Annotated in this window: 13 protein-coding genes; 11 read left to right on the top strand and 2 right to left on the bottom strand. The window is 66.9% G+C overall.

Annotated elements, in window-relative coordinates:
* Window position 1 precedes the first annotated feature (1 nt).
* Complete coding sequence (locus EG885_RS09655) at window positions 2-1,012, bottom strand: ABC transporter substrate-binding protein (protein ID WP_131574268.1); 1,011 nt, start codon at window positions 1,010-1,012, stop codon at window positions 2-4.
* 214 nt (window positions 1,013-1,226) lie between these two features.
* Between EG885_RS09655 and EG885_RS09650 the strand changes: the two genes are divergently transcribed.
* From EG885_RS09650 to EG885_RS09600, 11 genes are all read left to right on the top strand, one after another.
* Window positions 1,227-2,486, top strand: a complete 1,260-nt coding sequence (locus EG885_RS09650) for a GAF domain-containing sensor histidine kinase (protein WP_242679594.1) — start codon at window positions 1,227-1,229, stop codon at window positions 2,484-2,486.
* On the top strand, window positions 2,483-3,187 hold the full coding sequence (locus tag EG885_RS09645; protein WP_131574267.1) for a response regulator transcription factor: 705 nt from the start codon (window positions 2,483-2,485) through the stop codon (window positions 3,185-3,187). The genes EG885_RS09650 and EG885_RS09645 overlap by 4 nt, the downstream gene beginning before the upstream one ends.
* A 39-nt stretch (window positions 3,188-3,226) precedes the next feature.
* Window positions 3,227-3,535, top strand: a complete 309-nt coding sequence (locus EG885_RS09640) for a hypothetical protein (protein WP_131574266.1) — start codon at window positions 3,227-3,229, stop codon at window positions 3,533-3,535.
* Window positions 3,536-3,794: 259 nt separating this feature from the next.
* On the top strand, window positions 3,795-4,229 hold the full coding sequence (locus EG885_RS09635; protein ID WP_131574265.1) for a hypothetical protein: 435 nt from the start codon (window positions 3,795-3,797) through the stop codon (window positions 4,227-4,229).
* A 43-nt stretch (window positions 4,230-4,272) separates the two neighbouring features.
* A complete protein-coding gene (gene ltnD, locus EG885_RS09630; RefSeq protein WP_131574264.1) occupies window positions 4,273-5,178 on the top strand; it encodes an L-threonate dehydrogenase in 906 nt (301 codons plus the stop codon).
* Window positions 5,175-6,422 carry a 3-oxo-tetronate kinase gene (gene otnK / locus EG885_RS09625; protein ID WP_278248477.1) on the top strand — a complete coding sequence of 416 codons (1,248 nt, stop codon included), beginning with the start codon at window positions 5,175-5,177 and terminating at the stop codon, window positions 6,420-6,422. Before ltnD ends, otnK begins: the two co-directional genes overlap by 4 nt.
* Window positions 6,419-7,045, top strand: a complete 627-nt coding sequence (otnC, locus tag EG885_RS09620; RefSeq protein ID WP_131574262.1) for a 3-oxo-tetronate 4-phosphate decarboxylase — start codon at window positions 6,419-6,421, stop codon at window positions 7,043-7,045. Before otnK ends, otnC begins: the two co-directional genes overlap by 4 nt.
* A gap of 1 nt (window position 7,046) precedes the next feature.
* Window positions 7,047-7,835 carry a 2-oxo-tetronate isomerase gene (gene otnI, locus EG885_RS09615; RefSeq protein WP_131574261.1) on the top strand — a complete coding sequence of 263 codons (789 nt, stop codon included), beginning with the start codon at window positions 7,047-7,049 and terminating at the stop codon, window positions 7,833-7,835.
* Between the two features lie 10 nt (window positions 7,836-7,845).
* On the top strand, window positions 7,846-8,628 hold the full coding sequence (locus EG885_RS09610; protein ID WP_131574260.1) for a DeoR/GlpR family DNA-binding transcription regulator: 783 nt from the start codon (window positions 7,846-7,848) through the stop codon (window positions 8,626-8,628).
* The gene (gene denD / locus EG885_RS09605) at window positions 8,625-9,554 is read left to right on the top strand and encodes a D-erythronate dehydrogenase (RefSeq protein WP_131574259.1); all 930 of its coding nucleotides are present in this window, start codon (window positions 8,625-8,627) and stop codon (window positions 9,552-9,554) included. Before EG885_RS09610 ends, denD begins: the two co-directional genes overlap by 4 nt.
* 51 nt (window positions 9,555-9,605) lie before the next feature.
* Window positions 9,606-11,003, top strand: coding sequence for a GntP family permease (locus EG885_RS09600; RefSeq protein ID WP_207392250.1), 1,398 nt, complete (start codon window positions 9,606-9,608; stop codon window positions 11,001-11,003).
* 226 nt (window positions 11,004-11,229) lie between these two features.
* Here the strand turns inward: EG885_RS09600 and EG885_RS09595 are convergent, their stop codons facing one another.
* Window positions 11,230-12,042: an inositol monophosphatase family protein gene (locus EG885_RS09595; RefSeq protein ID WP_131574258.1), complete on the bottom strand. Its 813-nt coding sequence runs from the start codon at window positions 12,040-12,042 to the stop codon at window positions 11,230-11,232.
* Window positions 12,043-12,045 lie beyond the last annotated feature (3 nt).

Below are 12,045 nucleotides of genomic sequence, written 5' to 3'. Positions count from 1 at the left end.
GTCATTGCGCGGCTGCGATGACACCCATGGCATCGTCTTCGGTGTAATCGATGCTGGTCACGCCACCCTCGGGGGTCGCCTGCAGCGCCTCGTCCAGCGTATCCTGCGTGACCTCCAGAATCGGCACGTTCAGATCCTTTGGAACCTCTTCGCCGTCCAGGATCTTTTGCGCGACCCAGAAGGCCAGCGTGGCCACGCCGGGCGCGATGGACATGGACATCGTCTCGTACCCGTTGTCGTCGCGCTGTTCGGCCCACCAGGCCAGCTCGTCCTGACGGTTGCCCATGATGATGATGGGCGTCGGACGGCCTGCCGCCGCAAAGGCCTGCGCCGCGCCATAGCCGTCACCGCCCTGCGTTACCACGCCCACGATTTCGGGCAGCGAGGGCAGCACACCGGCCACCGCGCGCTGCGCCACGTCCTGCGCCCAATCCCCGTTGACCGCGCCCGCGATGGTAAACTGATCGTTCGCCGCGACACCCTCGGTGATGCCGCCGTGAATTTCATCATCGACCGAAACCCCGGCAAGACCCCGGATCTCCAGCAGATTGCCGCCATCGGGCAGGCGGGCCGCCAGATAATCGATCTGCGCTGCGCCCATGCCCCGGAAATCGACCGCGATGCGCCATGCGCAGGGCTCGGTCACGATGCCGTCGAAGGACACCACGGTGATGCCCGCGTCGCAGGCCTCCTTGACGGCACCGTTCAGCGCGGTCGGCGATGCGGCGTTCAGAACGATCGCGTCATAGCCCTGCAGGATCATGTTCTGGATCTGGGCGGCCTGCTCGGTCGCCTGATTTTCGGCGGTGGTAAAGCTGTCGGCCTCGGCCACGATGCCGGCGGTGACCGCTTCGGCGGTGATGCGGTCCCAGCTTTCCAGCATCGCCTGCCGCCAGCTGTTGCCCGCGTAATTGTTCGACAGCGCAATGCGCTTGTCGGATGTCTCGGCCACCCCAGGCTGAGCCATGCAGGTCAGTGCGACGCCAAGCGTCAGAAGTCCGCGAACAGTCATTCGGTCTCTCCTCCCCTGAATGGGCCGCGCCGTGGCGGGCCCTGTCCTCCACCGGCCACGATACGGCAAAAACCGCATGGGCAAAGCGTTCAGTGCTGCGCCGTCCCGCCAATCGCTTGCGGAAACCCGCAAGTGGGGTTCATGACCGTGGCGGCGCCGCCGGGGCTGTGACACAGTCGCAACCATGTCGTGACCGTGGGGAGGCGGTCTTGCCATGCAGCACATCTCCGACGCCATTCTGGGTCAGGATCCGGGGCCGATGCTGCCGCATCTGTTCCGGATCTCGCGCGCGCTGGCGGGGCGGCTGGATTTCGCCTCCACGATCCGGGCGGTCGCGGACGAGGTGATCCGCTTTCTGCCCTATGACCATCTGGACGTTTGCGTGCTGTCGGGCGACGGCACCCTGTCTGCCGCCTACGAGACCGGCATCCACACCGCATGGGGCCGGATCGAGGCGGCAGATCTGGCCTCCAGCCCCCTCAGGTCGCTGTTTTCCGGCGCGGTCGATCACATCATCACCGACGACGCCCGCCACGATCCGCGCTTTCATTTCCCCGGCGCCTTCGTGCAGCCGATCCATGACCACGACCTGCGCGCGCGGGTCCATGCGCCGCTGATCGTGTCGGGGCAGGTGATCGGCGCGCTGAGCCTGTCGTCCTGTGCGGCGGGGCGCTATGGCATGCGCGACATGGTGGCGGCCCGCTATGTCGCGGACCTGATCGCGCCCTATATCTTTGCCCTGCGCGAGGGCGAACGGTCCCGCCGCGCCGCCATCATCGAGGCCGAGGCCCGCGCCCGCGAAGAAGGACTGCGCCTTGGCGCCCTGAACCTGACCGAGGCGCTGGAACAGGAACGCCAGCGCATCGGCATGGACCTGCACGATCAGACCCTGGCCGATCTGTCGCGGCTGATCCGCGACCTGTCGCGCCATGGCGGACCGGATGCCGAGGCGGTGCTGACCCGGCTGAACGATTGCGTCACCGATCTGCGGCGGATCATCGACACGGCCGTGCCCTCGATCCTGCAGATGTTCGGACTGGCCCATGCGCTGCGCATCCATCTGGAACGGGCCGTGGACGGCGGGACGCAGATCGACGTGCGCGACGCGTCGGGCGATGCCGCCGACATCCTGGACCCGGTCGCCCTGATCGCGCTGTTCCGCATCGCGCAAGAGGCGATCAACAACGCCGCCCGCCATGCCCGTGCCACCCGGATCGAGGTGCGCATCCGCTGCCGCGCGGGCCTGCGCCTGTCGGTGGTGGACAATGGCTGCGGCCTGCCCACGGGCGCGCATCGGGCGCGTCGCGGCGGGCTGTCGCATATGCGCACCCGTGCCCAGCTGATCGGCGCCCGACTGGCCATCCGGTCCGGCCCCACCGGCGCCAGCGTCACCGTCTGCGTGCCCCTGCCCCAACACACGTCCCAGCCCCAATCCGCGCCCCAGCCCATATCCCTGCCGGGATCGCGCCCATGAAGGTTCTGCTGGTCGAGGATGATCCCCTGCACGCCGCCTTTCTGCGCGATGCGGTCGATCACGCATTGCCCGAAGCCCTTCAGGTCTTGCTGGCCGATAATGGCCGCGACGGCGAGGTCATGGCCCGGCAAGGCATGGATTGCGTGGTCATGGATCTGCAGATGCGCGACCGCAACGGCATCGACGCTGCCCGCACCATCTGGACCGAACGCCCCGACACGCGCATCCTGTTCTGGTCGAATTATGCCGACGAGGCCTATCTGCGCGGTCTGGCCCGCATCGTGCCGCATGGCTCGCCCTATGGCTATGTGCTGAAGACCGCCCCCGTCCACCGCCTGCATCTGGCTTTGCGGGCGGTTCTGGCCGAAGGTCAGGTGCTGGTCGACCGGGAAATCCACCGCATCCAGCAGCGCCAGACATCAGTGACCCGGGGGCTGTCGGACAGCGAATATCAGGTGCTGCTGGATCTGGCCGTCGGCCTGCCCGACCGGCTGATCGCGCTGCGGCGCAATATGTCGGAACGCACCGTCCAGAACCGTCTGCTGCAGCTTTACGACAAGCTGGGGGTCGAAACCGCCGAGGCCGCGATCAACAAGCGCGTCCGCGCGGTCACCCGGGCGCTTGCATCCGGGGCGCTGAACATCGAGGCATTGCGCGCCGCCGAAACCGACCTGCATCTTTGGCTGGGCTCGCGGCGCTGACCCGTCCGGCTGGCGGTGTCGTCGGTGAGACAGGCCGACATGATCGCCGCCAGTCCCCCGGCGCGTTCCACAAGGGCCGGGTCCGACAGCAGGACATCGGACAGCAGCGCCTCGATCAGCGCCAACCTGGGCAGGCGGGATGACGACAGGACCGGGTGCTGCGCCGGCGCCAGCAGCAGATGGTCGCAATCCCGTGCCGAAGGTGCCGCAGGCGAACCCGCGGTCTCTCTGGAAGTGGCGGCGGGTCGGGGCAACATCGCCATTGGATCGCCGGTCGTCTCGGCCGAGGCCGTCCTGAACCAACACGAGGGCGTGGGCTTTGCTCAGGTCCGCGATCCGGTCCGCTGACCGACAGCGTCGATGGCGGCGTGGGCATCGCCATGCGCAAGGGCCACGAGGCAATGCGGACCGCCGTGAACGCGGCCTTGGCCGATGATCTAGGACGATGGCAGCCACGCCGGGATGGCGGGCCGGCATTTCAGCTTTGACATCACGCCACCGGGCCCGCGCGACCGATCGGGACCAGATCGTGAAAGACAGCCGTGCCGCGCAGGCGCTGGTGGATATGCCGCGGGGCACTGAAATCCTCGATGGCCAATAGGATCTGGTGGTCGAGATTTCGGCGCAGTCACTGGCAGAACTGAACGAGGTGCTGCGCCGCATCCGCAATCTGGACGGCATCGTCACATCCAAGATGAACCTGCTGTTATCCACGCGCCGCGCGTCGTCCCGCTGGACTTGGGCGGCGTTGTCGCAGCCCAAGGGAAACGTCGGGTCGGACGCCACGCGGCGGTATTACTTTACCATTGCGGCGCGTGTTGAGCGACCATTGAACCTGACAGAGCGTCAATTGTCGATCTCCACCTATCCTTTCCGGGGGGACATCACCGGGGAGACCGTTATGCGGTGCCGGGGACGGGCAGCGGCCCCGACGACAGCAAGCGGTCGCGATCCGCCGGACGACATCCAGCGCCACCTGCCCGCCCTGACAAGCCCCTGCCGACATTCGTGTTGCAAAATGATAATTGTTGTGAATATTTGATCAGATCCCGTTTATCGGGCACCGTTCAGGAAGAGGATCCATCATGAGCCGGTCGTCGGACTTCGAGATATGCGTGGTTGGTTTGGGCGCGATGGGCATGGGCGCCGCAACGTCCTGCCTGCGCGCGGGGCTGAAAACCAGCGGCATCGATCTGGATGCCGGTCGCAGGGACGTGCTGGCGGCGCAGGGCGCGACGACCGCGGCCTCGATCGGCCAGCTGAGCGGTGATTTCGACGCATTCCTGGTTCTGGTCGTGAACGGGGCGCAGGCGCGGCAGGTCATCCTGCAGCCCGGCGGTCTGGCCGGGCGGGTCAAGCCCGGCGGCGCGATCATGGTCAGCTGCACGCAATCGGCCGAAGATGCCCGCGCCCTTGGTCGCGACCTTGAGGCCAAAGGCATCCTGATGCTGGATGCGCCGGTGTCGGGCGGCTCGGCCAAGGCCGCGCAGGGGGCGATGACCGTCATGGCGTCGGGCAGCGACGCGGCCTTCGACGCGCTGGCCCCGGTGCTGGAGGCGGTGGCCGCCAAGACCTATCGCATCGGGCCCGATATCGGGCAGGGCGCGACGGTCAAGGTCATCCATCAGCTGCTGGCCGGTGTTCATATCGCGGTCGGCGCCGAGGCGATGGCGCTGGCCTCGCGCGCGGGCATCCCGCTGGACATGATGTATGACGTGGTCACCAATGCGGCAGGCAATTCCTGGATGTTCGAAAATCGCATGAAGCATGTGGTCGACGGGGATTACACGCCCACATCCGCCGTGGACATCTTTGTCAAGGATCTGGGACTGGTCACGGAAACCGGACGGGCACTTGGCTTTCCGCTGCCCTTGGCCTCGACCGCCTTCGCGATGTTCCAACAGGCCTCGAACATGGGCCACGGGGCCGAAGATGACAGCGCGGTCATCAAGACCTTTTCGGGCATCACTCTGCCAGAGGGCCAATCATGAAGATCGGCGTCATTGCGGATGATTTCACCGGCGCGACCGATATCGCGGGCTTTCTGGTCGCGGGCGGGCTGACCACCACGCAGATGATCGGCGTGCCGGGCGCGGATGTTCAGGTTGATGCCGATGCTGTGGTGATCTCGCTGAAAAGCCGGTCGAACCCGGCGGATCAGGCGGTCGCGGACAGTCTGGCGGCGCTGGACTGGCTGCGGGCGCGGGGCTGCGCGCAGATCTATCAGAAATACTGTTCGACCTTCGATTCGACCGCCGCGGGCAATATCGGCCCGGTGGCCGATGCGCTGATGGAGGCTTTGGGCAGCGGCATCACGGTGATCTGCCCCGCCTTGCCGGTCAACGGGCGGTCCGTCTATCTGGGCCATCTGTTCGTGGGCCAGGATCTGCTGCAGGATTCGGGCATGCGAGATCATCCGATCACGCCGATGCGCGACAGCAGCCTGATCCGGCTGATGGAGGCGCAGGCGCAGGGCCGCTGCGGTCTGGTCGATGCCGTCACCGTGGATCAGGGCGCGCAGGCCGTGCGCGACCGCATCGCCGCGCTGCGATCCGATGGGGTGCGCTATGTCGTGCTGGACGCGATCAGCGACGCGCATCTGGCGACACTGGGAGAGGCCGTGCGCGACATGGCCCTGGTCACCGGCGGATCGGGTCTGGGATATGGCATCGCGCGAGCGGTGTCTGGCGGGGCTGCGGCGCAGGCGCAGGACGCCGGGGCACCGCTGGCGGGGCCTGCGGTCGTGATCTCGGGGTCGTGCTCGGTCATGACGAACCGGCAGGTCGCGGCCTATGGCGCGCTGGCGCCCGTGATGGCGGTGGATGTCGACCGCTGTCTGGCCGATGCCGAGGGTTATGGCGCTGAACTGGCCGCTTGGGTGCTGGATCAGCCCCGCGACCCGGCGCCGATGATCACCGCGACCGCCGATCCCGATCGCCTGCGCCAGATTCAGGCGCAGCACGGCGCAGCTGCCTCGGACGCGGTGGAACGCAGCTTTGCCGCCGCTGCCGGGCATCTGGCGACCGGGGGCATCACCCGTTTCATCGTCGCGGGGGGTGAAACCTCGGGCGCGGTGACGCAGGCGCTGGCGGTCACCGGCTTTGCCATCGGCCCGCAGATCGCGCCGGGCGTGCCTTGGGTGCGTGCGCTGGACAAGCCCTTGTCGCTGGCCCTGAAATCGGGGAATTTCGGCGCGGAAACATTTTTCACCGACGCGCAGCAGGTGCCCGCATGAGTGCTGCAGATCGCATGGTGATGCTGTGCAAAAGCCTGTTCGACCGGGGCTATTCGGTGGGCGGCGCGGGCAATGTGTCGGTCCGCAACGCGGATGGCGGGTTCACGGTGACGCCCACGGGCAGCTCTCTGGGGCGACTGTCGGCCGATGATCTGTCGGTCATCGGCGCGGATGGCGAACCGCTGCCGGGGCCGAAACCGTCCAAGGAGTTCGCCTTTCACCGTGCGCTTTACGATGTGCGGCCCAAGGCGGGGGCGATCGTGCATCTGCATTCGACATGGCTGACGGCGCTGTCCTGCCTGCCCGATCTGCCGCGCGACAATGCGATCCGGCCCTTTACGCCCTATTACGTCATGCGCATCGGCCAGATGCCGGTGATCCCCTATGCCCGCCCCGGATCGCCGCAGATCGGGCTGGACCTTGCGGCGGCGGCGACGGGCAGCACGGCGCAGGCCTTTCTGCTGGCCTCGCACGGGGTCGTCGTGCTGGGCCGCGACATCGACGATGCCGTGAACAATGCCGAAGAGCTGGAAGAGACGGCCAAGCTGGACTTCATCCTGCGCGGCGAAAAGCGCCACTACCTGACCGAAACCGAGATCGCCGAACTGGGCGGAGGATACTGAGATGACCCGGATTGCCGCGAACCTGTCGATGCTGTTCACCGACGCCCCGTTTCTGGACCGTTTCGACCGGGCCGGGGCCGCGGGATTCGAGGCGGTGGAATTCCTGTTCCCCTATGACCATCCCATCGCCGAGGTGAAGACCCGGCTGGACCGCAACGGGCTGCGGCTGACGCTGATCAACGCCCCCGCAGGCGATTGGGCGGCGGGCGAACGGGGCTTTGCCGCGCGTCCCGCCAAACGCGCCGAATTCCGCGCCAGCGTGGAACAGGCCGTCACCTATGCCAAGGGTCTGGGCTGTCCGCGCATCCATGTCATGTCGGGCATCACCGCGGACGAGCCCGACCGTGCCGCCTGCGAGGCGGTCTGGATCCGGAACATGCGCGAGGCCGCCGACATGGCCGCCGCCGCCGACCTGTCGGTCAGCATCGAGCCTTTGAACAGCCGCGACGTGGCGGGCTATTTCATCGCGCATCAGGATCCCACGCTGGCGCTGATCGGGCAGCTGGACCGGCGCAACGTGCTGTTGCAGTTCGATGTCTATCACACCCAGATCATGGACGGCGACATTATCCGCCGGATCGAGCGTCTGCGCGGCGCCTATGGCCATGTCCAGATCGCGGGCGTCCCCGACCGCCACGAACCCGACACGGGCGAGCTGGCCTATCCCGAGATCTTCGCGGCCTTCGAACGCGCCGGTTTCACCGAGCCTCTGGGCTGCGAATACAATCCGCGCGGCCGGACCGAGGATGGCCTGGGCTGGGCGGCGCCCTATCTGCGCCCCGTTCTGTGACGGTCGGCCGATGATCCCCGCCGAACGCCAGCAGTTCATCCTGTCCTGTCTGGCCGAACGCGACATCGTCAGCATCGCCGATCTGGTCGATCGTCTTGGCGTGTCGCACATGACCGTGCGCCGCGACATTCAGGCGCTGGAAGAGACCGGGCGCGTCACCTCGGTCACCGGGGGTGTCGGCCTGTCGCGCAGACTGGCGCAAGAGCTGCCGCATCTGCAAAAGGCGGCGATCAACACCGACAGAAAGCGCGCCGTCGGCCAGGCGGCGGCGGCTTTGGTGCAGGACGGCATGGTCATCTATCTGGATGCCGGGACGACGCTTCTGGAACTGGCGCGCCAGATCGCCGGGCGGCGGGGGCTGACGGTGGTGACGAACGATTTCGTCATCTGCGCCTGGCTGTCCACGCATTCCGATTGCACACTGTATCACAGCGGCGGGCTGGTCGAACGGGCCAACCAATCCTGCGTCGGCGGGCCTGCATCCGAGGCGCTGGCGCGGTTCAATTATGACATCGCCTTCATCTCGACCTCGTCCTGGACCGTGGCGGGGCTCAGTTCCCCGTCCGAGGCCAAGGGCCCGGTCAAGCGGATCGCCGTCCAGCAGGCGCGGCGCGCGGTGCTGGTGTCGGACGGGACGAAATACGGCGCGGTGGCGGCGATGAACATCCTGCCGTTGTCGGTCTTTGACACGGTCGTGACCGATGCGGGCATCGACGCCGATCCCGTCCGCGCGCTGAACGACATGGGGCTGCAGGTGATCCTGGCCCCCGATATCGAAGGAGGACAGACATGACCATCATCGTCACCGGCGGCGCCGGATTTCTGGGCGCGCGGCTGATCGCGGCCCTGCTTGCGGACGGGGCGGACCGCATCGTCTCGCTGGACCGGGTGGCCTGCCCGGTCGATGACGCGCGGGTGACCAGCCTGATTGGATCGATCGACGATCCCGCAGCGGTGGCGCAGGCGTTTCAGGGCGGGGCGGATATCGTCTATCACCTTGCCGCCGTCCTGTCGGGGCAGTCGGAACAGGATTTCGACACCGGCCTGCATATCAATGTCGATGCCACGCGCCTGATCCTGGAAGAATGCCGCAAACAGGCCCGCCCGCCGCGCTTCGTCTTTACCAGTTCTCTGGCGGTCTTTGGCGGAGAGATGCCCGACATCGTGCCCCCGACCATGGTTCTGATGCCGCAATCCTCTTATGGCTGCGGCAAGGCCATCGGCGAATTGCTGGTCAGCGAATACAGCCGCAAGGGGTTCGTCGACGGGCTGACCGTTCGTCTGCCCACGATCTGCGTGCGCCCCGGCGCGCCCAATTCCGCCGCCTCGTCCTTTGTGTCGGGGATCATCCGCGAACCGGTCGCGGGGCAGGCCTCGGAATGCCCGGTGCCGCTGGACACGCGGCTGTGGATCAGCTCTCCCGGCGTGGCGGTGGACAATCTGGTCCGCGCGGGCCGCATCCCGGCCGATGATCTGGGCCTGAGCCGGGTGATGGACATGCCCGGCATCACCGCAACGCCCGCACAGATGCTGGACAGCCTTGAAAAGCTGGTGGGCGCGGGTGCCCGCGCCCGCGTCGCGCTGACCCGCGATCCGCGCATCGAGGCGATCGTCTGCAGCTGGCCCGGCGCCTTTGACGTCACCCGCGCGCGCGCCCTGGGTTTCGGCGCCGACAGCGATTTCGACGCGATCCTGCGCCAGTTTCTGGCCGATCGCTGACCCCCGTTCTTAACTGGAGGCGCCCGCAACGGCGCAGTGGAGGAAGACCCCATGGCTGAACCCGGAATGGAGTTCCAGCTGATCGCAGGCTTGGGCTTTGCGATCTTTCTGCTGATTTTTCTGGTCGTCAAGACCAAGGTCCACGCGATCATCGCGCTGGTCATCGCGGCCTCGGTCTCGGGGCTGATCGGCGGCATGATGCCCGCCGAGGTGATCACCTCGATCACCACCGGCTTTGGCCGCACCCTGTCCACCATCGGTCTGGTCATCGGCTTTGGCGTGATGATGGGCCGCATCCTCGAGGTGTCGGGCGCCGCCGAACAGATGGCCTATTCGCTGATCCGGTGGGTCGGCAAGAAGCGCGAGGACTGGGCGATGGTCCTGACCGGATACATCGTGTCGATCCCGATCTTCTGCGACAGTGCCTTCGTGATCCTGTCGCCGCTGGTCAAGGCGCTGGCCCGGTCGTCAGGAAAATCTGTGCTGACGCTTGGCATCGCGCTGGCGGGCGGTCTGATGCTGACCCATCACGCGGTGCCGCCGACCCCCGGCCCCCTGGGCGTCGCGGGTATCTTTGACGTCGATCTGGGGCTGATGATCTTTTGGGGCGTCATCTTCACCATTCCCGGCATGGCGGTCATCGTGTTCTATGCCCGCGCGATGGGTCCGCGGATCGAGCGGATGATCCTGACCGACACGGGCGAGGATCTGTCCGCCACCTATCGCCAGTTCGAGGATGCGGTGGACGAGCGTCAGAAGGTGCTGCCGTCCCTTGGCCTGTCGGTTCTGCCACTTGCCCTGCCGATCGTGCTGATCTTTCTGAACACCCTTGCGACGGCCATCGTCACCGCATCGGACAATCCCGATCTGGCACTCAGCTTTCCCGTTCAGGCGATGTCGTTCTTTGGCAATCCGGTGATCGCGGTCGCCATCGGCCTGCTCGTGTCGATCTATACCCTGCTGCCGGGCCGTCCCCGCGACGAGGTTCTGGGCTATATGGAACAGGGCGTCGAAAGCGCGGGCATCATCCTGCTGGTCACCGGCGCGGGCGGAGCGCTTGGTTCGGTCCTGCGCGACAGCGGCGCGGGCGACGTGATCGGTCAGGCGGTCGCCGGGCTGGCCATTCCGGCTGTGCTGATCCCCTTTGTCATCTCGTCGCTGGTGCGTCTGATCCAGGGGTCGGGCACGGTGGCGATGATCACCGGGGCGTCGATCTCGGCCCCGATCCTTGTGGGCATGCCGGATGTGAACATGGTTTTTGCCGCGCAGGCGGCGGCGATCGGCTCGATGGTCTTCGGCTATTTCAACGACAGCTATTTCTGGGTCATCAACCGCATGCTGGGCGTCAAGCAGGCCAAGCATCAGATGCTGCTATGGTCGGTTCCGACCACGCTGGCCTGGGGATCGTCGCTGGCCATGCTGTTGATCTGCAACGCCTTGTTCGGCTGATCATCCTTCGGGCGGGGCGCGCGGCCCCGCCCGCTGGCGAAGCGGCGTCCTTCGCCGTCAGTGGATGCGGGGGCCGTCGAAAAACGGACTTTCTTCATGGCCGCCCTGGCCGGACCGGACCAGACGATCCGGATCATCATCGGCGTCGCGACGGACGGACAATGCCGCTTGAACCGAGCCACAGCAGCCGGCAGGGAGCCGACCCAAGCCGCCCAATAGAGGTCTGCTACCCCTCCCAATAGGCGATATCATCCACCCGGGTCAGGCGCAGCACCTCGTCGAAGGTGCCGGGACGCGCGCCCGCCACCGGGGCGGGGCGGGTGATCGCCTCGCCAAGCGGAAAGGCCAGAACCTGCCCGCCCGCCTGTTCGATCAGGCAATAGGCGGCCATGCAGTCCCACGCGCTCATCCTTGGTTCGACATAGCCGACCAGCCGACCGGCGGCGACCCAGGCCAGCATCAGCGCACCCGAGCCATAGCGCGTCCAGCTGGCGCCCGCGTCCATCAGATCGGCCAGCATCAGCCCCACCTTGGGCGCGGGAACGCGGTCATTCGCGCCGATCCCCAACAGCCCGGTGGTCAGGTCCAGCCGGTCGGCCACGCGCACCGCGACCCCGTTCAGCCGGGTGGGCACGCCGCGGGCCGCCGTGAAGGTTTCCCCCAGAACCGGCGCCACGATCACCCCGATCACCGGACCATCCGCATCGCAGGCGCCGATGGACACGCACCAGCCGGGCAGGCCCGCAAGAAAGGGTGCGGTGCCGTCGATCGGGTCGATCACCCAGGTCAGGCCCGAGGTGCCGGGACTGATCCCATGTTCCTCGCCCAGCAGCGCGTCGCCGGGAAAGGCGGCGGACAGGGCGTCGCGGATCAGGGTCTCGACCTCTCGATCGGCCTCGGACACCATGTCCTGCAGGGTTCGCTTGGCCTCGATATGCAGGCTGTCGCGGTCGTGGAAATAGCGCAGGGCCAGCGCGCCCGCGCGGGCGGCGATTGCCTCGGCGACCTCGAGGCGGCGGGTGAGTTCGGTGATCTGCATGAT

The sequence above is a fragment of the Paracoccus nototheniae genome (assembly GCF_004335005.1).
Classification (GTDB): Bacteria; Pseudomonadota; Alphaproteobacteria; order Rhodobacterales; family Rhodobacteraceae; genus Paracoccus; species Paracoccus nototheniae.
This window is presented reverse-complemented; position numbering and strand designations above follow the sequence as displayed.

Bases quoted from the DNA above. Each gene is read 5' to 3' on its own strand.
- EG885_RS09595 (WP_131574258.1), bottom strand. From the start codon at position 12,042: ATGCAGATCACCGAACTCACCCGCCGCCTCGAGGTCGCCGAGGCAATC.
- otnK (WP_278248477.1), top strand. From the start codon at position 5,175: ATGAAGATCGGCGTCATTGCGGATGATTTCACCGGCGCGACCGATATC.
- EG885_RS09610 (WP_131574260.1), top strand. From the start codon at position 7,846: ATGATCCCCGCCGAACGCCAGCAGTTCATCCTGTCCTGTCTGGCCGAA.
- EG885_RS09645 (WP_131574267.1), top strand. From the start codon at position 2,483: ATGAAGGTTCTGCTGGTCGAGGATGATCCCCTGCACGCCGCCTTTCTG.
- otnI (WP_131574261.1), top strand. From the start codon at position 7,047: ATGACCCGGATTGCCGCGAACCTGTCGATGCTGTTCACCGACGCCCCG.
- otnC (WP_131574262.1), top strand. From the start codon at position 6,419: ATGAGTGCTGCAGATCGCATGGTGATGCTGTGCAAAAGCCTGTTCGAC.
- EG885_RS09655 (WP_131574268.1), bottom strand. From the start codon at position 1,012: ATGACTGTTCGCGGACTTCTGACGCTTGGCGTCGCACTGACCTGCATG.
- EG885_RS09600 (WP_207392250.1), top strand. From the start codon at position 9,606: ATGGCTGAACCCGGAATGGAGTTCCAGCTGATCGCAGGCTTGGGCTTT.
- EG885_RS09640 (WP_131574266.1), top strand. From the start codon at position 3,227: ATGATCGCCGCCAGTCCCCCGGCGCGTTCCACAAGGGCCGGGTCCGAC.
- denD (WP_131574259.1), top strand. From the start codon at position 8,625: ATGACCATCATCGTCACCGGCGGCGCCGGATTTCTGGGCGCGCGGCTG.
- EG885_RS09650 (WP_242679594.1), top strand. From the start codon at position 1,227: ATGCAGCACATCTCCGACGCCATTCTGGGTCAGGATCCGGGGCCGATG.
- ltnD (WP_131574264.1), top strand. From the start codon at position 4,273: ATGAGCCGGTCGTCGGACTTCGAGATATGCGTGGTTGGTTTGGGCGCG.